Below are 17,930 nucleotides of genomic sequence, written 5' to 3'. Positions count from 1 at the left end.
TTCTAGATGAACTCCACATAAACCGGTTGCTATTTATGTAGATCATCACCAAGCAGTGTGGCGGGGGCCCGGCCACGTTTGTAGCACGGCCCCCACACGCTTGAGCGTCGGTCACGCGCTCCCTAGGCTGACGTTAGAGCCGAGGATTCTTGAACAGTTGATTCAAGAACGCCCGGCGCGCACAGAGCTGACAAAGGAGCACCGATGAGCGACCACCGCACCCTCTCGACCCCCGTACAGGCCGCAAAGATCGATGTGGGAGAGGTGGGTGACGCGCTCCTCGGCAGGTGGAAGGCCGAGCGACTCGAGTCGCGGGCGCTCGCCCAAGACCCGCGACTGCACACGATTGCCGGGCAACCGATGGCCGAGCACCGCGAGCGTGCACTGGGGCAGCTGAGCATTCTCGTCGAAAACGGGGCCATTCAGCGCGCATTCCCGGCAAGCGTCGGCGGCAGCGACAACCACGGCGGCAACATTGCGGCGTTTCAAGAGCTCGTGCTGGCCGACCCCTCGATGCAAATTAAGGGTGGCGTGCAGTGGGGTCTCTTTGGCGCCGCTATTTTGCACCTCGGCACAACGGAGCACCACGAGAAGTGGCTGCCCGACGTGATCAGCCTGAAGCTACCGGGCGCGTTTGCGATGACCGAGATCGGGCACGGGTCAGACGTCGCCTCAATCGGTACGACGGCAACCTATGATCCGGAGTCAGAAGAATTTGAGATCCACACGCCGTTTGCGGGCGCGTGGAAGGAGTTTCTCGGCAACGCGGCGCTGCACGGGCAGGCCGCGGTCGTGTTTGCACAGCTCATCACGAACGAAGTGAACCACGGTGTGCACGCATTCTTCGTGCCAATTCGTACGCCTGCCGGTGACATGCTGCCAGGTGTGGGCAGCGAAGACGACGGAGTGAAAGGCGGGCTCAACGGCATCGATAACGGCCGGCTGCACTTTACGCGCGTGCGGGTGCCGCGAACGAACCTGCTCAATCGCTACGGCGATGTGGCGCCTGACGGCACCTACACGTCACCCATCGAAAGCCCGGGTCGCCGCTTCTTCACGATGATTGGCACGCTCGTGCAGGGGCGCGTATCGCTCGACGGCTCGGCCGTGCGCGCGATGCAGGCGGCGCTCACAATCGCGATCACGTACGGCAATGAGCGGCGGCAGTTTCCGGGGGCCTCGGGGCGCGAGACCGTGCTGCTCGACTACGGTCAGCATCAGCGTCGGCTGTTGCCTCGCCTTGCGCAGACCTATGCGATGGCATTTGCGAATGAGCGGTTGCTCACCGTGTTTGACGAGGTGTTCTCGGGCGCCCGCGACACCGAAGAAAACCGCGAAGACCTCGAAACACTCGCGGCGGCGTTCAAACCCCTATCGACCTGGGCGGCGCTCGACACCCTGCAAGAAGCGCGCGAGGCGTGCGGAGGTGCCGGGTTTATGGCGAAGAATCGGTTCACGAGCCTGCGCGCCGACCTCGACATCTATGTCACGTTTGAGGGCGACAACAACGTGCTGTTGCAGCTCGTAGGTAAGCGGCTGCTGAAGGACTACGCGGCACAGTTTGCGGGCGGCGATAAAGCCGCGATCGCAAAGGCCGCGGCGACGCAGCTGGGCGATCGGGTGAGCCGGTTCGGCCTGCGTCAGATGGGGCAGAGCATCGCCGACCTCGGGCAGGTGGCGCGCTCGGTGGAGAGCCTGCGCGCACCCGAAGCGCAACGCGCGCTGCTCGCCGACCGCGTTGAGACGATGGTCGCCGAGATCGCAGGTGTGCTGCGCGACGCAGGCAAGGGGATCGACCGGGCCGACAAACAGGCGCGCGCCGCCGCGCAAGAAGAAGCGTTTAACGCGCAGCAGCACAAGCTCATCGCGGCCGCCCGGGCGCACGCCGAGCTGCTGCAGTGGGAGGCGTTTACCGAGGCCGTCGACGCGCTCGCAGATCCCGGCTCCAAGCAGGTGCTCACGTGGTTGCGCGACCTGTTTGGGTTCTCGCTCATCGAACAGAACGCGGCGTGGTACCTGATCGCTGGCCGCCTCTCGGGGCAGCGAGCCGAGGCGGTGACCGCTTACGTCGACCGCTTGATCGGGCGGCTGCGCGACCACGCCGGTGACCTCGTCGATGCGTTTGGGCTCACTCCTGGCCTGCTGCGCGCCGAGATTGCGACGGGCATTGAGGCAGAACGGCAGGCCGAAGCTCAGGCGTACGTCGAAGCAGAGCGCGATGCTGGCCGCTGGCCGATTCACGAGAAAGAGCTGCACAAGCAGGCGAAGGCTCGGGCGGCCGCGCGCAGCTAAGCTGGGCGGGTGCGTAGCGAAGACCATCTCTCAGACTCGCCCCTGCCCGGGGCGCGGCAGACAAACGAGACTGCAAGTGGGCCTGCAAGTGTGTCTGCAAACGAGCCTGCAAGCGAGCCAGCAAGCGAGCCAGCAAGCGAGCCAGCACGGCCGCTAGATACCAGTCGCGCGCACAGCGACACAGTGCGCGCGATGGTCGCGCTGGCGGTCTCGTTTGTCGTGTTGCTCGCGCCGCTCGCCATCGCGGTAGTACGCGGCGCTGACCTGACCCCCACGCTGGGGTTTGCGGCACTGTGCGGCTCGCTGTCGACGTTTTCAGTGCTGTACACGGTGTGGACCTACCGGCTCTACCGGGCAACGCCACGGCCCGCGCTCATGGCACTTGCGTCGACGCAGCACCACCGGGGCCCGAGCGTAGCAGCGAAGCTGCTCGGCTTCGGCGGCGCAGGCGACTGGGCGCTCTCGGCCGCGGGAGCGTCGCTCGTCGTCGCCGTGGTGGCCACAATGCTCGGCAACAGCAGCAATATGCTGTGGCTAGCGGCGCTCGTCATCATCACGGTCGGCTCGTCGTGGGCGTCTATGGTGATCGCGTTTGCCCTGCGCTACCTGCGGTTGCACGCGGCGGGCGAGACCCTCGAGTTCGATATCACCGAAGAACCTGTGTTCACCGACTTTGTGTCAATGGCAGTGATGATCTCGTCGGTGGGGGCGATGACAGCCGCCACGCCGCGCACCTCGGCGGCGCTCGCCGCCGTGCGCACGCACACAATCGTGAGTTTCGCGTTCAACGCATTCGTGATTGCGATGGTCATTTCACTGATGACGGGCCTCGTCGGGGCGCTGTAGGCGCTGTAGGCGCTGTAGCCTCTGCAAGCACTGGCTAATGGCTACAGTGGAGAGTATGACCGAACTGCGCAGCCTGTACCCGCCCATCGAACCCAACGCCCACGGCCTGCTGGCTGTGGGGGACGGCCAAGAGGTGTACTGGGAGGAGTGCGGTAACCCGGCGGGCAAGCCCGTCGTGTTTGTGCACGGCGGGCCCGGCGGTGGCTGCGGGCCCGATCAGCGACGGTTCTTTGACCCCGCCAGGTACCGGATCGTGTTGTTTGATCAGCGCGGGTGTGGGCGCAGCTTGCCGCACGCAAGCGACCCCGCCGCCGATCTCGCCGCCAACACGACCTGGCACCTCGTGGCAGACATGGAGGCCCTGCGCGAGCATCTCGCAATTGACACCTGGCAGGTGTTTGGCGGCTCGTGGGGGTCGACGCTGTCGCTCGCCTACGCGCAGACTCATCCGTCGCGTGTGACCGAGCTCGTGCTGCGCGGCATCTTCACGCTGCGTAAGACAGAGATCGACTGGTTCTACCAAGACGGCGCCTCCCACCTCTTCCCCGACGTGTGGGAGGAGTATCTTGAGCAGATTCCCGAGGCTGAGCGCGCAGACCTGGTAGCGGCGTACCACAGGCGTCTCTTCGATGTAGACCCCGCCGTGCACGTGCCGGCGGCGGTCGCATGGACCGTGTGGGAGAAGTCGACGGTCAAGCTACACCCAGACTTGGCGGGCATCGCCGCGACTCGGCAAGACGCGCCGGCGGCGGTCGCGTTCGCGCGCATCGAGAACCACTACTTCACGCACGGTGGCTTCATGGAAGATGGGCAGTTGATTCGTGACGCGGCCGAGAAACTGGCGGGCATTCCAGGCGTGATCGTGCAGGGGCGGTATGACGTGTGCACGCCTGCGCGCACGGCCTGGGACCTGCACCGCGCGTGGCCCGAGGCGCACTTCGAGATGATCGCAGACGCGGGCCACTCGTCAGATGAGCCCGGCATCGTTGACGCGCTCGTACGCGCGACCGACCGATTCGCCGACAGGTAGGGTCCTGCGGAGCCTAGCCGGGCGCAGCACGTAACTGTGCCCGGCTACACCGGCACCACGATGGGAGCCTTGAGCGTTTTCATCACGATGGTCGATGTGATTTTGCGTACTCCGGGCAGGCCGGTGAGCACCTCATCAAAGAACCGTTGGTAGCTCATCAGGTCGGGTGCCAGCACGCGCAACAGATAGTCGATGTCGCCAAAGAGCCGCTGGCCCTCCACCACCTGCGGCTGCTCGTCGACCTGCCGCTCGAACTCGCGAATCGTGTCAGAGTCGGTGAGGTTCATCTGCACAAACACGATCGCCTCAAACGAGAGCCCCACCCGCTCGGGGTCGATATCGGCGTGGTAACCGCGAATCACCCCCGAAGTTTCGAGATCCTTCATGCGTCGCAGGGTGGGCGCGACGGTGAGGCCCACGCGCTGTGAAAGCGTGGTCGCACTTTCTCTGCCCGATAACTGCAACCCGTGCAAGATTTCTCTATCGATCGCGTCCATAGCGATAATAATATGCGTACGGTACGGGGTTTCGTGGTGAAACACACAAGCACTTGTCGCGCCTAAATCTCTACGCTTCAGAGCATGGACATGGCACTGTTTGGCGCATTCGCTATCTCGAGCATCGGGTTCGCCTTTCTCCCCGGCGCAGACTGGGGGTACGCAATCGCGACGGGCGTGCGCGGGCGTGGCATCTGGCCCGCCGTGACGGGGCTGACGCTCGGATACCTGCTGCTCACCGTAGCGACCGCCTTTGGCATCGCGACGCTCGTTTCAACGACGCCCCGCGCGCTCGACGTGATCACGGTCGCGGGCGTTGCGTACCTCGGGTGGCTCGGCGTGCAAACCTTGCGCTCGGCGAACGAGGCGCGCTACGCCGAGGCCGCGGGCACCCCCGGATCGCTGCGGCGCATGTTTGTGAAGGGCGTTGCCACGAGCGGTACGAACCCGAAGGGCCTCCTCTTGTTCGTGGCGCTGCTGCCGCAGTTTGTGTCGCTGCGGGCGGCGTGGCCGGCGAGCGCGCAGATGCTCGTGCTCGGCGCGGTTTTCACACTCACCGTGTTCGTCGTCTACACGCTCGTCGCATTCACCTCGAAGCGTGTCATCGCGCGGCACCCTGAGCTCGCCAGGTTCGTGTCGTACGCGAGCGGCGCCATGATGATCGTGCTCGCGGCGCTGCTCGTGGTCGAGCGCTTCATCGCCTAGCGGCGCTTGCCGCCGCCCTTCTTCGCCTTGCGCGCCGCCGCCCGCTTCTCGGCCTTCGCTCGCTCGGCCTTTTCGCGCACCGCTGCGAGCTGCGCGCCACGCGAGTTGGGCTTGAGCTTGGGCTGCTGCTTCTTGGGCGCTGGCTGCTTTTGCTTGGGTTTCGCTTCGGTGGGCGAGCCCGCCGCTGGCGATCCCTCGCGCGAGCTGCGAGCGGTGCGACCACGCAAGATACCCGCGAGCTGCTGCACGTCGGCGTCATCGCGGCTCACCTCCCACGTCGCCCACACGGTCGTCGCCGCGGGAGCTCCCTCGCCTGTCACAAGCAGCAGCGCGTGCTGTTTCTTGCTCGACAGGTGCCGCGCGAGCGGCATCGGCAGCAACATCGCCCCCGCTCCTGTGGCCACGAGATCCAGCGCGGCCCGGGCGTTCCGCGGTTTCCAATCCGGATCCGCCCACGGCTGTGCGGCGGGCCACTCAGGCGCGTGATCCGGGTGGTCAAGCAGCGGCACGAGAGCGAGGTCGGCCGCGGTGATCTCGGTCTCGCTGGCCAGTTCGTGATCGACATTCACGACGAGCGCGATGCCCTCGTCGTAGAGCCGCAGGGCGCGCCGGTCGCCCGAGTTGCCCGCGTCGCCCGCGATACCTGTGCCGTCAGGGGTGATGCCGGGCGCCGTGCGCTCGAGCAGCATGTCGTAGTCAGGGCTGGCTTTCGTGCGGGGGCTAAACGCGGCCGCGACCGGCACGAGCTCAAGCCGCGTGTGCGTCGCCACCAGGTAGCGCTTCGCCCACTTGGTGGGAGCGATGCCGCGCACGAACCCGAGCCGCAGCCCAGCTTCACCGCCGGGGTGATCCGGAGCGGTCCCCGAGGTTTCGAAATCGGCCGCGGGGACGGTCTCGGGCTCGGGGGAGTGGGTGACGTGTTCGCTCACAGGGCGACCTCCGCGTAGATTTCGTGCGTGTAGGGCAGGCGCGCGCTAGAAAGCGCAAGCCGGTATTCGGGGTCGGTGGGTGACGTCGTCGTCGGGTTCGGGGCAGCCTCGCCGTGGGGTCGCGGGTAGCGTAGCGGCGTGCCCTCGGCGAGGTAGTGCGGCAGTGCGAGACGCGCGTGGCCCTGCGGTGGTAGACCGCTGGCGGGCACAACCCGCCACCAGGGCACCGCGTGGCCGTAGAGCGCCATCACGCGGCCCACCGCGCGGGGCGCGTTCGAGCCGACCGCGAGGCCCACATCGCCATACGTCATGACGCGGCCCGCCGGAATCCGGCGCACCACATCGAGTACGGCGTCGACGAACTCGGGGCTGGGCATGGAATAAGCCTACGCGCCCCGAGCGGGTAGGCAGCGCCAGATGCTGCGGTTAGCGTCCGTACTGTGCCGAAACCGGGCACGCAAACGGGTCGCGGGCGGCAAGACCCACCCGGTTGAGATATGCGATGACGATTGCGTACGAGCGCAACACCGACGTTTCGGTGTAGGGCACGTCGAGTGTGCGGCAGTGCTCCATCACGATCTTGCGGGCCTTCGCGAGGTAGGGGCGCGACATGCTGGGAAAAAGGTGGTGCTCAACCTGATAGTTGAGACCGCCAAACATGGCCGTCGCCCACCAGCCGCCACGAATGTTGCGTGAGGTGCGCACCTGCTTTGAGAAAAAGTCGAGCTTCGCGTCGTGGGCGATGACGGGCATGCCCTTGTGGTTCGGGGCAAACGAGGCACCCATATAGACGCCAAACACGGCGATCTGCACGCCCGCAAACGCGAAGGCGAGCCCAAGCGGCAGAAACATGAAGATGGGGGTGTAAAACAGTGCGAAGCGGGCTGTGATGAGCGACAGCTCGATCCAGCGACCGCGCACGGGCCCGCGCTGCAGCAGGTGCTTAAACCCGTGCAGGTGCAGGTTGAGGCCCTCGAGAGTGAGCAGAGGGAAGAAGAACCAGCCCTGGCGCTTCGTGATCGCGCGCACCAGGCCGCGTGAATTCACCGCGTCCTCTTCGATAAACGAGATCGTGTCGACCTCGATGTCGGGGTCTTTGCCGACCTTGTTGGGGTTCTGGTGGTGGCGGCTGTGCTTCGAATCCCACCAGTCGTAGCTCATGCCGACAAACGCGATGAGCACGCGGGCGAGCCGATCATTAGCCGGGCCGGTCGCAAGCACGGTGCGGTGTGCCGCCTCGTGCGCGATGAACGCGACCTGGGTGAAGAGCAGGCCTACGCCCGCTGCAATGAGCAGCTGAAACCAGCTATCGCCCAGCAGAATGAAACCGGTAGCCGCGGCGCCAAATCCGAGAGCGATGGCTACACCGACGATCGCGTAGAAGCCCTGCGCGCGCTTGAGTAGCCCCGCCTCGCGCACCTCACGCGAAACATTCGTGTAGGCCTTGGCGATCGGCGGAAAATCTTCGGTGCGTGCCCGCGTGTACTGCAGCGGGCCGAGGCCGTTCTTGGGGGTTTGCGTGCGCGCGTGGGTAGACGTCAGCGACATAATCGGCACCTGGTTCCCTTCGGGCGGTGTGACAACGCCCGGTTGTGAAGCTAAAAGGCAATTGCCGATTGCTTTGGCCAATGTATCCGCTGGAGCATACGGTCACCGGTATGCGAGCCGTGTATCTGGTGAGAGCTGAGCTCTTGGGTTAGCTAAATTCAGACACGCCAAGCATTGCGCCTATCGTGTAGGTCGCGGCGACCGCGACACCGCCAAAGACGAGCTGGCGCACCGCTCCCTTGAGCCAGCTGCGCCGGGTGATGCCGGCCGCGAGGCCACCCGCCACGAGCAGACCAGCCCCACCAAATGCGAGGCCCCACCACAGGTCACCAAAGCCAAAGAGGAAGGGCAGCACCGGAATGATGGCGCCGATGCCAAACGAAATAAACGATGACACTGCGGCGACCCAGGGAGACGGCTTCTCTTCGGGGCTGAGCCCGAGCTCGTGAGCGAGGTGCACACGCACAGCCTGCTCGGTGTTGGCGTGCACCTGCACAGCAGCAGACGTGGCGGTGCCGGGCTCCATGCCCAAACGCTCAAACAACACGGCCAGCTCTGCCTGCTCACCCTCGGGGTTGCGGGCGTGAGCTTCGCGCTCGACCTCCACCTCGGTGTCGAGCTGCTCGTTCGCGGTGCGCACCGATGTGAACTCGCCGAGCGCCATTGAGATCGCGCCCGCAATGAGGCCCGATACGCCTGTGAGGGCAACAACACCGGTGGGGGCTCCGGCCGCTGCGATACCAGCGATCAGGCCGACGTTTGAGACGAGCCCATCCATGGCGCCAAAGACGCTCGCGCGCAGCCAGCCAGAAGAGACATCGGCGTGGCGGTGGTCGTAGTCATGGGGGTTCGCGATATCGATCTCGCTCATGCTCACTCCTCGGGGGCTCAAACTACACAAAAAAGCGCTGCGGTCGCACCAACACACAGCGCTACCGCGCTGCCACCAGCGCGCGTCGCAAGTACGAGATGCAACGTTAGCAATGATCCGGAGCGAGTGAGAACCCCAGATCAGGCCTCGATTGGCCGCGATCCTAAGTTCGCTATGGCGAACATTCTCGGGCAGGGATGGCGCCTGCCAGATACGCTGAGTGAGACCTAGAGGAGGCACCCCATGGAAGCAAGTGGACGCGTCGTTGTGAACGAGGGGCGTAGGTACCTGCAGATCGCGCGGTCGCTCGCGCTGCCGATCGACGAGGCGTGGCAGTTTCTCACTGAATCAGACCTCACTGAGCGCTGGTTTGGGCCGTGGGAGGGGGACGCGCAGCCGGGTAGCGGTGTACGCGTGCGCATGCGCTTCGAATCGCATGAGCCCGCTCTGCGCGTCGGAATTCGTGCGTGTGAGGCGCCAAACAGGCTCGTGCTGCACGTGCTTGACGAGGGCGTTGACTGGGAGATCGCGTTTGCGCTCGAGGCCGACGGCGACGACGACACGGTGTTGCTGTTCACCCAGCTGCTCACCGAGCGCGTCGAGCTTGGCGAGATCGGCCCGGGCTGGGAGTACTACCTCGACCTGCTCGTCGCGGCGACCGAAGACACCGAGGAGCCCAGCTTTGAGCACTACGTCGTAGGAATGAGCGCCGCGTACCGCGCGATGTAGGGGCTACCGGGGTGCTCGGTTGCCCTGCGGCCGGTTGAACGGTTGAACGGTTGAACGGTTGAACGGTTGAACGGTTGAACGGTTGCTCGCTTGCCCTGTCGTTTGCTTGCCGCGTTGCGCGTCTGTAGAGCGTCAGTCTGCCAGCTCAGGTGCGGTGCCGAGCACAGTGCCGGGCATGGCGTCGAGCACGGTGTCTAGCACCAGGCGCGAGTGGGTCCACAAGAGCGCGCCGCCCGCGTCTTGGAGCACGGTGCGGGTGGCGCCCGTGATCCGAGAGGCGAGCGTGGCCCCGTGATCCGGTGAGTGTGACAGGTCGAGCGCGCCAAATAGCATCGTGACCGGGCATGCGATGGTGTCGAGCTCTATGCCCCACGGGCGCATAGCGATGAGCGTGTCTCGCGCATAGCCAGCGCCATCGCATGCGAACCCCTCGGCGAGCGCATCGCGATAGCGGGTCGCGAACGGCTCGCTGCGATAGAACGCGGCATCGGACGGATGTGAGCCTGCAAGGACCATGCTCTCCATGGCCTGCATGTCAAGGCCGGCTAAGATCGTTGCGGCTTGATCCGGATCGTGCCGCGCAAGGTCAGCGAGTGCGGTGGCCTCAGCGGGCAACTGGGCGTGGATCGCGGGGTGGGCGAGCTCGTCAGCGGGCGAAACCGAGGTGAGGGACTCGAGGACCTTGCTTGCGGCGAGCTGCAGCGCAAAGACCGAGCCCTGGGAGTTTGCGACGACGTGAAATGGGGCGTCTGAACCGGTGACCTCGCGCATGAAATTACGGTAATCGTCGGCGGTCGATGCCAGCGTGCGTGTAGTGTCGGGCGTCGAACCGCCGATGCCGGGCCGATCCATTGTGACGAGGAGTAGGCCCGTTTGGCTGAGATACTCGTCACCAAAAGTCATGCTTTTGCCGGTCGCCGCACCTGAGATAAACAGCACAGGGTGGCCATCGGTCGGGCCGATGGAGGAGCCTGTGAGCGTGCGGCCGTCGCGGGTATAAACGAGGTGTGTGCGTGCTTCAAACATACGGACTCAGCCTAATGCCGGTGGGCGGGAGCTGATTTACAGCGTGGGGTTGGCCGCGCGCAGCCCCTCGATCGCGGCGGGAGCGTAGTCGAGCTCACCGTTGTCGAACAGGGCGATCCATGCGTTGCCCATAAAGATGTAGTTCACCCTCGTGCTCATCGGGGCGCCGCGCTGCCCCTCGTAGTACTGGTCAAATGTGAAGTGCACCACGCTACCTGAAGACTTCTCGGTGATGGTGGGGTCGTCGCGCAGCGCAGAAATAAGGGAGGCCTGATCGGCGGCTGCTATCTCGATTACATACTGGACTACAGCGTTGTGGAAATAGACGGGGTACGAACAGCTCTCGAAGCGGACCGCTTTTTGCATCGTGGCCTTCGCGACCTCACCCGCTGTGAACTCAAAACTGTCGAGGCGTGCTTGTTGAATAGGCACTGTGAGGTTGAGGTTGGCGATTGCCGCGGTGGCCTCGTCGTATGCGGTCGAATTCATGGCGTCGCAGGCGGAGGGGAGCACGAGCCGGGCGCGTTTGGCTTCTTCAGCCTTCTTGGCTTCTTCTGCTTCGCGCTGAGCGTCTTCGGTTTTTTGTTTCTTCTCTTCGGCGGCCTGCTTTGCATTTTCTTGCTCTGACGTGGAGGACTGCTCAGAGGGCTTCTTAGCGCTGTTGCGGGGGCCTTCGCTCGACTCGGCACTCTTGTCACCAAAAAGATCTGTGACGTTGGAAACGATACTGCAACCCGGAAGTAGGACCAGAGCGGCTGCACAGGTGAGGGCCGCTGCCGCAAGGTTTCTGGGCTTGTAACGGTGCATCATATTCCCCCTGGTGTGAGACGCGAAGGTCGGCTGAACTGCATTGTGTCCAATCCTAATCAGGCTCTGCGTGATGAAGGTGCGTGATGAAGGTGCGTGATGAAGGTGCGTGATGAAGGTGCGTGATGAAGGTGCGTGATGGAGGTGATAACAGGGCATCTTCTGCTGGGCCGGTGTGTGCGGCGCTACCCCGGCGGGGCGCCTGGCTCGCTGTTCGCGATGCGGCGAGTGCTGGCCATGGAGCGACTCTGAGCCGGCACCAGCCCTTGACTCATCTGGGAGAGCATGCTCGCTTGAGGGGCGAATGTGGTCGTGGGGCGAGCCGCGGGTTCGGTATTGGGGCTGGCCGGGGGTGGCTCAGTTGGGGTCGGAGTTCTCGGTGGTGGCGCCCAAGCTGATGCGGTCACCGTTGGTGTTGGTGTTGGTGTTGGCGTCGGCGAAATATTGAAGTTCGTTGCGGTCAGTGGCTCCTGCTGTTCGATGAAGATCGGCAGCTGGGCTGGCAGCTGGGATGGCTGCTGGTCTCGTTGAGCGGGTTGCTGTGTGCTTGGCGCCTGTGTGCTTGGCGCCTGTGTGCTTGGCGCCTGTGTGTTTGGCACCTGTGTGCTTGGCGCCTGTGTGTTTGGCGCCCGTGTGTTTGGAGCCTTTGCGTCCGGTGACCACGCAGGTGGTGCCTGCGCGCCCGGTGGGGTATCTGGGTTGGGCGGAGTGTCTGAGTCCGGTGGGGTGCCTGAATCCGGTGGGGTGCCTGCACCTGGTGGGGTGCCTGAATCCGGTGGTGCGCCTGCACCCGGTCGGGTGCCAGAATCCGGTGGGGTGCCTGCACCTGGTGGTGTTCCTGAATCCGGTGGAGTGCCCGGGCCTGGTGGCGTGTCTGGGTCTGGCGGTGTGCCCGGGTCTGGCGGTGTGTCTGGGTCTGGAGGTGTGTCTGGGCGTGGGTAGAGCCGTGGCGGGAGCGGGGTGAGGCCGGTGAAGTTCCACATCGTGGACCGGTCGGCGCGCACCGGGAGTTCATAGGCTGTGCCGTGTTTGTCGTGCAGCATGAAGGGGCCGTCACCGTCGCGGGTGATGCGCCAGCCGCCGTGGTGGAGCTGCCCGTGGTGGTACCGGCAGAGCAAGATTCCGGTAGCGATATCGGTGCGGCCGTGGCCCGCGACCCACTCGTCAATGTGGTGCGCTTCGCAATATGATGCGGGGCGGTCACAGTTCAGCCACCGGCAGCCCCCATCACGCAGCGACAAGGCGACGCGTTGGGCGCTCGTGTACAGGCGTTGGGTGCGGCCCATGTTGAGCGGGTTACCGGCGACGTCCACGATCACGTTGATGAGCCCCGTGTTACACAGGTGCCGTGCGAGCGTGCCCGCTGGGAGCACGGTGCCGTCGGCTTCGCTCAGGGCTTGCCCGGGCTGTGCCGGGGCGGGCTGGGTGAGGAGCTGCTGGGCCTGCCGCTTGAGCTCCTGCAGCGGCACTGGCTGCGGCACTGGCTGCGGCGCCGACTGCGGCGCTGACTGCGGCACTGGCTGTGACTCTGATAACGGTGCGGCTGGTGCATGCTGAGCTTGTTGGTCCGGTGACGGTGCTGGCTGTGTCGGTGTGAGTACGGCCGAAGTGGCGGCCACCGGTGGTGTGGCGCGGCTGCCGCGGTGGAGCACGGTCACCACGCGCACGCTCGGCTTCTGGGCAGCGAGCGTGGTGGCGGGGTCGGCGGTGATGCCGCTCGAGACGGCGTCGATCATGAGGTCGTGGGTGAGTTGATCGTTGGTGCGCGGGTCATCGATAAGCTGCTGCGCGCGCGCTTTGTCGGCCGGGTCCACAAACCGGGGGCCGCCCCGGCGGGGGCGTAGCGCAGTGTCGATAAGGCCGCGTATGAGCGCCCCGGACTCGTCATCGAAAGTGAAAGATCCGCGCCAGGCGCCGGCCGCGTCGCGCCACAGCCTGAACGAGCGGGCCTCGTAGCGGGCCCGTGACCTAGCCTCAGCGCCTACCGGGTCGAGGATGTCGCGAATGTTGCGGGCGGCCTGGCGCAGCTCTTCGACCGTGCGCAGTGGTGCTTCACGGATGAGTTCTTCGGCGGCGAGCCGCCACACCTCCGCGAGCGCTAACGCTTCGTGTTGCAGCTCAGCGAACGTGCGCGCCCCGGTGTCGCCACTGCCGGTGCCGGTGTCGGTGTCGGTGTCTGTGTCGGTGCCAGCCTCGGTGCTGGTGTTGGGGTCGGGGGCTTCGCGCTGCAGAGACGGCGCGGGTGGTTCGCCGAGGCCGGTGCGGATCGCGTCGTGCTGCGACTCGTACAGGGAGCCCTCAAGTAGCGCCGCCCGCAGCGGAGCATGCCACGGCTCGGGTGGCGCCAGGGCGGTACCGGCGTCACCGCTGCCGTCGGCACTCCCGGTGTCACCGGCAGCGCCCGCACTATCGGGGGCAGTGCCGTCAGTCACCCCCGCGCCAGTGTTTCCACTGCCGCCGGTGCCGTCGCCACTCCCAACGTCATCGCCAGCCCCAGCACCATCACCGCTGCCCGGCACATCGGCCGGTAGCGGCATGCCCTCAGGCCAGGCGGGCGCCTGCTCGAACAAAGACTCACCCACGCGCACCCCGCGCAGCGCCTCGGCACGGGTGGCGCCGGTGAGCTGCTGAATCAGCGTCGCCGGGTTACGAAACCCCCGCGACTGCGCAAGCCCCGCATGCCCGGCCTCACGGCTCGAGCGCTCGGCCACCACGCCGGTCGCGGCGAGCTGCAACAGCTCGAGCTCGTGCACCACCGCGGCCGCCGCGGTGAGCACCGCGAGCACCTCGTCGTCGGGCAGCTGGCGCACAATTTCGGGGATCTTGCAGGCCGCGGGCACCTCACCGACCAGCTGGCGTACCGCTGCCAGCTGCTGCGTAAGTGAGGCGAAAAGTTCCATGTCTCTATGGTCGCTTGGACCACCGACATTGACACCGACATCGCCTCGCACCCGCCGGCAAAAGCACTCGGAAACCTGGCGAAAGCGACCCAAAACAACCCGAAATCGCGTCAGAACAGGCCCCAGCAGCACTATTTATAACGGAACTATAACGACTGTGCTTGAGTTAAAACACCTGATCCGGAGTTGGAACCGGGTATTAGTCAACTAAATGAGGGGCGGGGCGGCGTGATGCGTACCAAGCGATTGCGCAGAATGCCGCGAGCATGGTGAAGTCGGCGATGAAGACAAAAGGGAAGTCGCGGGTAACCCTTGCGATGGGAAACGCGATAGCTGCGAACATGAGCAGGGCCGCCGCCCAGCGTGGCACGAGGCCGGTCTTCCAGTACATGGCCCCCAGGATGAAAAGCGCGAGCGGAAAGGCGGGCCCGGCGGTCATAAGTATGAGGGTTACAGGAAGCGGATACGTGTCGAAAGTCGCAGCCCCGCGCCATTCGCCGAAACCGAGCAGACTCTCGAAGACTCCCTGTATACCGAACGCGACGGTACCAAATGCTCCAATGAGGGTGAGCAGCATCCAGAGCCCCGACCGCACTGGAAACTTCGCACGCAGTGCGTCGTACTCACTGATGAGCCCGAACAGCCAAGGCACGGTGGAGATCGCGACGAGAAACCCGCCGACGACGCCATAGTGTTTGCCCACCCAGAAGAATGGCGAAAGAGCAAAGAGTAGCGGCCCGACTATGAGGGCGAGGCTTGCCAGGCGGCGCATCAGCATGCGCACAGGCTAACTCACGATCGCTCTTACGGCCCTGATGGGCGCTAAGTGTGGCTTTCATTGAGCACCTTGCGCATTCGATAGTTCACGAGCTTTACTCCATGCTTGACGGGCTCCTGTCGGCGCTCGACGCAGAATCCGTGTTTCTCGAAGAAAGGCCGGGCGGTGATGCTGACATCAGCCGTCAGACTTGCCGCATGGAGCTCCCTCGCTTGTCTTTCCGCCTCGGCAAGAAGTGTGTGCGCGACTCCTTGCCGCTGGTGTTGGGGGTCCACGAACATCATGTCGATGTGCCCATGCTCATCAACATCAGAGAAGCCAACGACTTCATCGTGCAAAGTGGCGACAAAACTGTTTCGGTTGTGCATGGCGAGGTGCCATTCTGTGGCGTCTCGCAGGCCAGGTTGGGCCCAAGCCGTAATCTGTTCTGGAGAGTAATCAGCTGCCGCGGTCCTTGTGATCGCCGTCGTGAAAATTCTCAGCGTGGACGTAGCATCGTCGACTTGGTAAGGGCGGATCCTGGGGTGTTGCGGAGTCGTGCTCACAGTCTTGTCAGACTACCTGGATTCGAACGGGAAATGGCTTCTTCAACCACACACCGTTCCAGTTGAGTGCGTTACCCCCAAGCGTTCGTTAGAGAGCGTACCCCTGCACAGGCCCCTCGGTGTTCGGCTTCCAGCCCAATGCAGGCGCAACGTGCTTCGCGAACGACTCGAGAATGTGCAGGTTGTACTCGGGTCCTAGCTGGTTGGGAATCGTCAGCATGAGGGTGTCTGCCGCCATCACCGCTTCATCGGCGAGGAGCTGCTCGACCAGCTGATCCGGCTCTGCCGCGTAGGTCTTGCCAAACGTCGAGCGGAACCCGTCGATCACCCCGATCTGATCGCCGGCATCGCGTGAGCGGAGCCCAAAGTAGGCCTCGTCGTTCGCGTTCATGATGGGAAACACGCTGCGGCTCACCGAGACGCGCGGTGGCCGAGTGTGACCCGCGTCAAAGTAGGCCTTACGGTAGGCATCGATCTGCTTGCGCTGCAATATGTGAAACGGCTCGCCCGTCGCCTCCGTGAGAAGCGTTGAGCTCATCATGTTGAGCCCCATTTGGCCGGTTTGTACTGCGGTGGGGGTTGATCCGGCGCCCCACCAAATGCGGTCGCGCAGACCGGGGGAGTGGGGTTCGATCGCGAGCTTTCCTGCCGGGCCCATTTGAGGATCTGCCGAGGCGATGCCCTCGCCGTCGATCGCGCGCAGAAACAGGTCGAACTTATCGCGGGCGATGTCGGCGCCGCGAGGGTCCTCAGAGCCCGTGTAGCCGAACGCTTCGTAGCCGCGAAGAGCGGGTTCGGGTGACCCCCGGCTCACACCGAGGGCGATGCGGTTCATTGCGATCTCGTCGAGCGCCGCGGCCTCCTCAGCGAAGTGCAGCGGGTTCTCGTACCGCATGTCGATGACGCCAGTGCCCACTTCGATGCGCTTCGTGCGGGCGGCCATCGCAGTGAGCAGAGGCATCGGCGATGCAGCCTGGCGTGCGAAGTGGTGCACGCGCACGTATGCCCCGTTTACGCCGATCTCGTCGGCGCCCTCGGCGAGCTCGATGGTCTGGCGCAGCATGTCGCCCGCGGTGCGCACGCGCGACCCGGGTACGGGGCCGTAGTGGCCGAAGGACAGGAAACCGAATGCTCTCATGCCGGGTGCAACCTAGATGCGTGCGCATCTATTCCCGACTACCTTCCTTCCACTTCGAATGGTTTCAGATGAGCGCGGATCAATGTACTGCGACATCCGTGACGTATTAGGCCACTGTTTGATATCGAACTTGACCGGCGTGTATACATGCGCTCAGTGCTGTATTACGGTCGGCAGTTCAGGCGTTCGCGGCTCACGTGGGCACCAACGAAAGGACCCCCCATGAAACACAAGAAGCTCTTTGGGATTGCTGCGATCTTTGCGGTCGCGCTCACACTCTCAGCCTGCGCAGGCAGTGCGGGGGACACCACTGCAGGTAACTCGGTGGCAGCCGAGACCAAAGCTCCAGCGGCCGACGCGCCACCTGCGGAAGAGCCCGCAGCAGAAGCGTCGGCTCAGACCGTGCAAGAAGGCTGCGTCGCAATGGCGGGCCCACTAGCCGACGCGGGGCAAGCGATGCAGGAGTCGATGGAAGACGCGACGTCAGACCCGCAAGCGGCCGTCGCCGTGTGGACTGACCTGACGAACGGGTTCGAGACGATTGCCGCCGAGGCGCAAAACGACGAAGTGAAAGCCGCGGCGACAACCGTGCACACAGACGTCGCAGCAATGCGTGACGCGGTGCAGAAAGTGTTCGTCAACAACGATGTGAGCCTGATGGCCGAGTACACCGCGGCCGCCGAGGCGATGGGTAAGTCCTACAGCGCGCTGTTGACGCTCTGTCAATAACACGAGCGGCTAGCGTCTCACACGAGCAGACAGCGCCAGCGCGCAAGGTGAGCGTGTGTCAGCATATGCTGCGGCCCGGGCCTGTGTTTCTTTGCGGGGGGAGAGAATCACGGGCCACGGGCCACGGGCCACGGCGGTACGATGGCATTCAACATGGGAACCTCACGAATCGCAAACGTAGTACTCATCGACATCGATGCCCTTGACAGCCTGAGCGACGCTGAGGTATTCAGGCGGCTGAACTGGATTGGCGGGCGCATCTCGTTGGCCTCGACAGCGGTGCTCTTCAAAGCCAACCGCGTGAACAACATTGTCAACAACCTGTTCGGAGTGGCTGACGTACACCGGGACTTCGGCCTCGCGCTTGATGCAATCACTGAGGTGCGGGTGCGTAAATGGGGCGCAGTTACAGCGGCGTTTCTGGTGTCAGCCGACGGCAAAACTGCGATGGGCGTGCGGTGCTGGAAGATGGCCGACTTGCTCAGCGAGATCTCGGCGCTGCGCGACGAGCGCGCCTAGGCATGCTGCGTCCCTGCTGAGAGAGAACGCAGCTGTCGGCT

At 64.6% G+C, this 17,930-nt stretch carries 18 protein-coding genes; 7 read left to right on the top strand and 11 right to left on the bottom strand.

Translation table 11 applies throughout. The annotated features are described in order from the left end of the window. Positions 1–204 precede the first annotated feature (204 nt). The 3 genes from ACXR2W_RS02495 (at position 205) to pip (ending at position 4,168) form a co-directional block, all read left to right on the top strand. The gene (locus ACXR2W_RS02495) at positions 205–2,292 is read left to right on the top strand and encodes an acyl-CoA dehydrogenase family protein (RefSeq protein WP_458811601.1); all 2,088 of its coding nucleotides are present in this window, start codon (positions 205–207) and stop codon (positions 2,290–2,292) included. A 192-nt stretch (positions 2,293–2,484) separates the two neighbouring features. Continuing rightward, entirely contained in the window at positions 2,485–3,138 is a 654-nt protein-coding gene (locus ACXR2W_RS02490) for a DUF1345 domain-containing protein (protein ID WP_458811599.1), read from the top strand. Positions 3,139–3,193: 55 nt separating this feature from the next. Continuing rightward, positions 3,194–4,168 carry a prolyl aminopeptidase gene (pip, locus tag ACXR2W_RS02485; RefSeq protein ID WP_458811597.1) on the top strand — a complete coding sequence of 325 codons (975 nt, stop codon included), beginning with the start codon at positions 3,194–3,196 and terminating at the stop codon, positions 4,166–4,168. A gap of 44 nt (positions 4,169–4,212) precedes the next feature. Here pip and ACXR2W_RS02480 read toward each other — a convergent pair whose 3' ends face one another. After that, positions 4,213–4,665, bottom strand: a complete 453-nt coding sequence (locus tag ACXR2W_RS02480; RefSeq protein WP_458811595.1) for an Lrp/AsnC family transcriptional regulator — start codon at positions 4,663–4,665, stop codon at positions 4,213–4,215. A gap of 84 nt (positions 4,666–4,749) precedes the next feature. Here ACXR2W_RS02480 and ACXR2W_RS02475 point away from each other — a divergent pair, with 84 nt between their 5' ends. Continuing rightward, positions 4,750–5,370 carry a LysE family translocator gene (locus tag ACXR2W_RS02475; RefSeq protein ID WP_458811593.1) on the top strand — a complete coding sequence of 207 codons (621 nt, stop codon included), beginning with the start codon at positions 4,750–4,752 and terminating at the stop codon, positions 5,368–5,370. Here the strand turns inward: ACXR2W_RS02475 and ACXR2W_RS02470 are convergent. From ACXR2W_RS02470 to ACXR2W_RS02455, 4 genes are all read right to left on the bottom strand, one after another. Then, complete coding sequence (locus tag ACXR2W_RS02470; protein ID WP_458811591.1) at positions 5,367–6,299, bottom strand: LysR substrate-binding domain-containing protein; 933 nt, start codon at positions 6,297–6,299, stop codon at positions 5,367–5,369. The genes ACXR2W_RS02475 and ACXR2W_RS02470 overlap by 4 nt on opposite strands. Beyond that, positions 6,296–6,676, bottom strand: a complete 381-nt coding sequence (locus ACXR2W_RS02465) for an MGMT family protein (protein ID WP_458811589.1) — start codon at positions 6,674–6,676, stop codon at positions 6,296–6,298. The genes ACXR2W_RS02470 and ACXR2W_RS02465 overlap by 4 nt, the downstream gene beginning before the upstream one ends. Positions 6,677–6,725: 49 nt before the next feature. Further along, positions 6,726–7,847 carry a fatty acid desaturase family protein gene (locus ACXR2W_RS02460; protein WP_458811587.1) on the bottom strand — a complete coding sequence of 374 codons (1,122 nt, stop codon included), beginning with the start codon at positions 7,845–7,847 and terminating at the stop codon, positions 6,726–6,728. A gap of 148 nt (positions 7,848–7,995) precedes the next feature. Continuing rightward, positions 7,996–8,718 (bottom strand): VIT1/CCC1 transporter family protein, encoded by a 723-nt coding sequence (locus tag ACXR2W_RS02455; protein WP_458811585.1) that lies wholly within the window; start codon positions 8,716–8,718, stop codon positions 7,996–7,998. 243 nt (positions 8,719–8,961) lie between these two features. Between ACXR2W_RS02455 and ACXR2W_RS02450 the strand changes: the two genes are divergently transcribed. Further along, positions 8,962–9,447 carry an SRPBCC domain-containing protein gene (locus ACXR2W_RS02450; protein WP_458811583.1) on the top strand — a complete coding sequence of 162 codons (486 nt, stop codon included), beginning with the start codon at positions 8,962–8,964 and terminating at the stop codon, positions 9,445–9,447. 132 nt (positions 9,448–9,579) lie between these two features. Here ACXR2W_RS02450 and ACXR2W_RS02445 read toward each other — a convergent pair whose 3' ends face one another. The 6 genes from ACXR2W_RS02445 to ACXR2W_RS02420 form a co-directional block, all read right to left on the bottom strand. Beyond that, the gene (locus ACXR2W_RS02445) at positions 9,580–10,473 is read right to left on the bottom strand and encodes an alpha/beta fold hydrolase (RefSeq protein WP_458811581.1); all 894 of its coding nucleotides are present in this window, start codon (positions 10,471–10,473) and stop codon (positions 9,580–9,582) included. 36 nt (positions 10,474–10,509) lie between these two features. Beyond that, positions 10,510–11,283 carry a hypothetical protein gene (locus tag ACXR2W_RS02440; RefSeq protein ID WP_458811579.1) on the bottom strand — a complete coding sequence of 258 codons (774 nt, stop codon included), beginning with the start codon at positions 11,281–11,283 and terminating at the stop codon, positions 10,510–10,512. Between the two features lie 182 nt (positions 11,284–11,465). Then, the gene (locus ACXR2W_RS02435) at positions 11,466–14,180 is read right to left on the bottom strand and encodes a hypothetical protein (RefSeq protein ID WP_458811577.1); all 2,715 of its coding nucleotides are present in this window, start codon (positions 14,178–14,180) and stop codon (positions 11,466–11,468) included. 199 nt (positions 14,181–14,379) lie between these two features. Further along, a complete protein-coding gene (locus ACXR2W_RS02430; RefSeq protein WP_458811575.1) occupies positions 14,380–14,958 on the bottom strand; it encodes a hypothetical protein in 579 nt (192 codons plus the stop codon). Between the two features lie 44 nt (positions 14,959–15,002). Beyond that, a complete protein-coding gene (locus ACXR2W_RS02425; protein ID WP_458811573.1) occupies positions 15,003–15,503 on the bottom strand; it encodes a GNAT family N-acetyltransferase in 501 nt (166 codons plus the stop codon). An 88-nt stretch (positions 15,504–15,591) separates the two neighbouring features. Further along, a complete protein-coding gene (locus ACXR2W_RS02420; RefSeq protein ID WP_458811571.1) occupies positions 15,592–16,641 on the bottom strand; it encodes an LLM class flavin-dependent oxidoreductase in 1,050 nt (349 codons plus the stop codon). 222 nt (positions 16,642–16,863) lie between these two features. Between ACXR2W_RS02420 and ACXR2W_RS02415 the strand changes: the two genes are divergently transcribed. Continuing rightward, positions 16,864–17,370 carry a hypothetical protein gene (locus ACXR2W_RS02415; protein ID WP_458811570.1) on the top strand — a complete coding sequence of 169 codons (507 nt, stop codon included), beginning with the start codon at positions 16,864–16,866 and terminating at the stop codon, positions 17,368–17,370. Between the two features lie 153 nt (positions 17,371–17,523). Beyond that, positions 17,524–17,889, top strand: coding sequence for a hypothetical protein (locus tag ACXR2W_RS02410; protein WP_458811568.1), 366 nt, complete (start codon positions 17,524–17,526; stop codon positions 17,887–17,889). Positions 17,890–17,930: the final 41 nt, after the last annotated feature.

This window comes from Leucobacter faecis (assembly GCF_054456695.2).
Note: the sequence above shows the minus strand (reverse complement) of the source record. Positions and strands in the feature narration are given on the sequence as shown.

Coding starts and splice junctions, on each gene's coding strand:
- ACXR2W_RS02430 (WP_458811575.1), bottom strand. CDS start 14,958: ATGCTGATGCGCCGCCTGGCAAGCCTCGCCCTCATAGTCGGGCCGCTA.
- ACXR2W_RS02495 (WP_458811601.1), top strand. CDS start 205: ATGAGCGACCACCGCACCCTCTCGACCCCCGTACAGGCCGCAAAGATC.
- ACXR2W_RS02455 (WP_458811585.1), bottom strand. CDS start 8,718: ATGAGCGAGATCGATATCGCGAACCCCCATGACTACGACCACCGCCAC.
- ACXR2W_RS02435 (WP_458811577.1), bottom strand. CDS start 14,180: ATGGAACTTTTCGCCTCACTTACGCAGCAGCTGGCAGCGGTACGCCAG.
- ACXR2W_RS02420 (WP_458811571.1), bottom strand. CDS start 16,641: ATGAGAGCATTCGGTTTCCTGTCCTTCGGCCACTACGGCCCCGTACCC.
- ACXR2W_RS02415 (WP_458811570.1), top strand. CDS start 16,864: ATGAAACACAAGAAGCTCTTTGGGATTGCTGCGATCTTTGCGGTCGCG.
- ACXR2W_RS02445 (WP_458811581.1), bottom strand. CDS start 10,473: ATGTTTGAAGCACGCACACACCTCGTTTATACCCGCGACGGCCGCACG.
- ACXR2W_RS02450 (WP_458811583.1), top strand. CDS start 8,962: ATGGAAGCAAGTGGACGCGTCGTTGTGAACGAGGGGCGTAGGTACCTG.
- ACXR2W_RS02410 (WP_458811568.1), top strand. CDS start 17,524: ATGGGAACCTCACGAATCGCAAACGTAGTACTCATCGACATCGATGCC.
- ACXR2W_RS02465 (WP_458811589.1), bottom strand. CDS start 6,676: ATGCCCAGCCCCGAGTTCGTCGACGCCGTACTCGATGTGGTGCGCCGG.
- ACXR2W_RS02475 (WP_458811593.1), top strand. CDS start 4,750: ATGGACATGGCACTGTTTGGCGCATTCGCTATCTCGAGCATCGGGTTC.
- ACXR2W_RS02480 (WP_458811595.1), bottom strand. CDS start 4,665: ATGGACGCGATCGATAGAGAAATCTTGCACGGGTTGCAGTTATCGGGC.
- ACXR2W_RS02490 (WP_458811599.1), top strand. CDS start 2,485: ATGGTCGCGCTGGCGGTCTCGTTTGTCGTGTTGCTCGCGCCGCTCGCC.
- ACXR2W_RS02440 (WP_458811579.1), bottom strand. CDS start 11,283: ATGATGCACCGTTACAAGCCCAGAAACCTTGCGGCAGCGGCCCTCACC.
- pip (WP_458811597.1), top strand. CDS start 3,194: ATGACCGAACTGCGCAGCCTGTACCCGCCCATCGAACCCAACGCCCAC.
- ACXR2W_RS02460 (WP_458811587.1), bottom strand. CDS start 7,847: ATGTCGCTGACGTCTACCCACGCGCGCACGCAAACCCCCAAGAACGGC.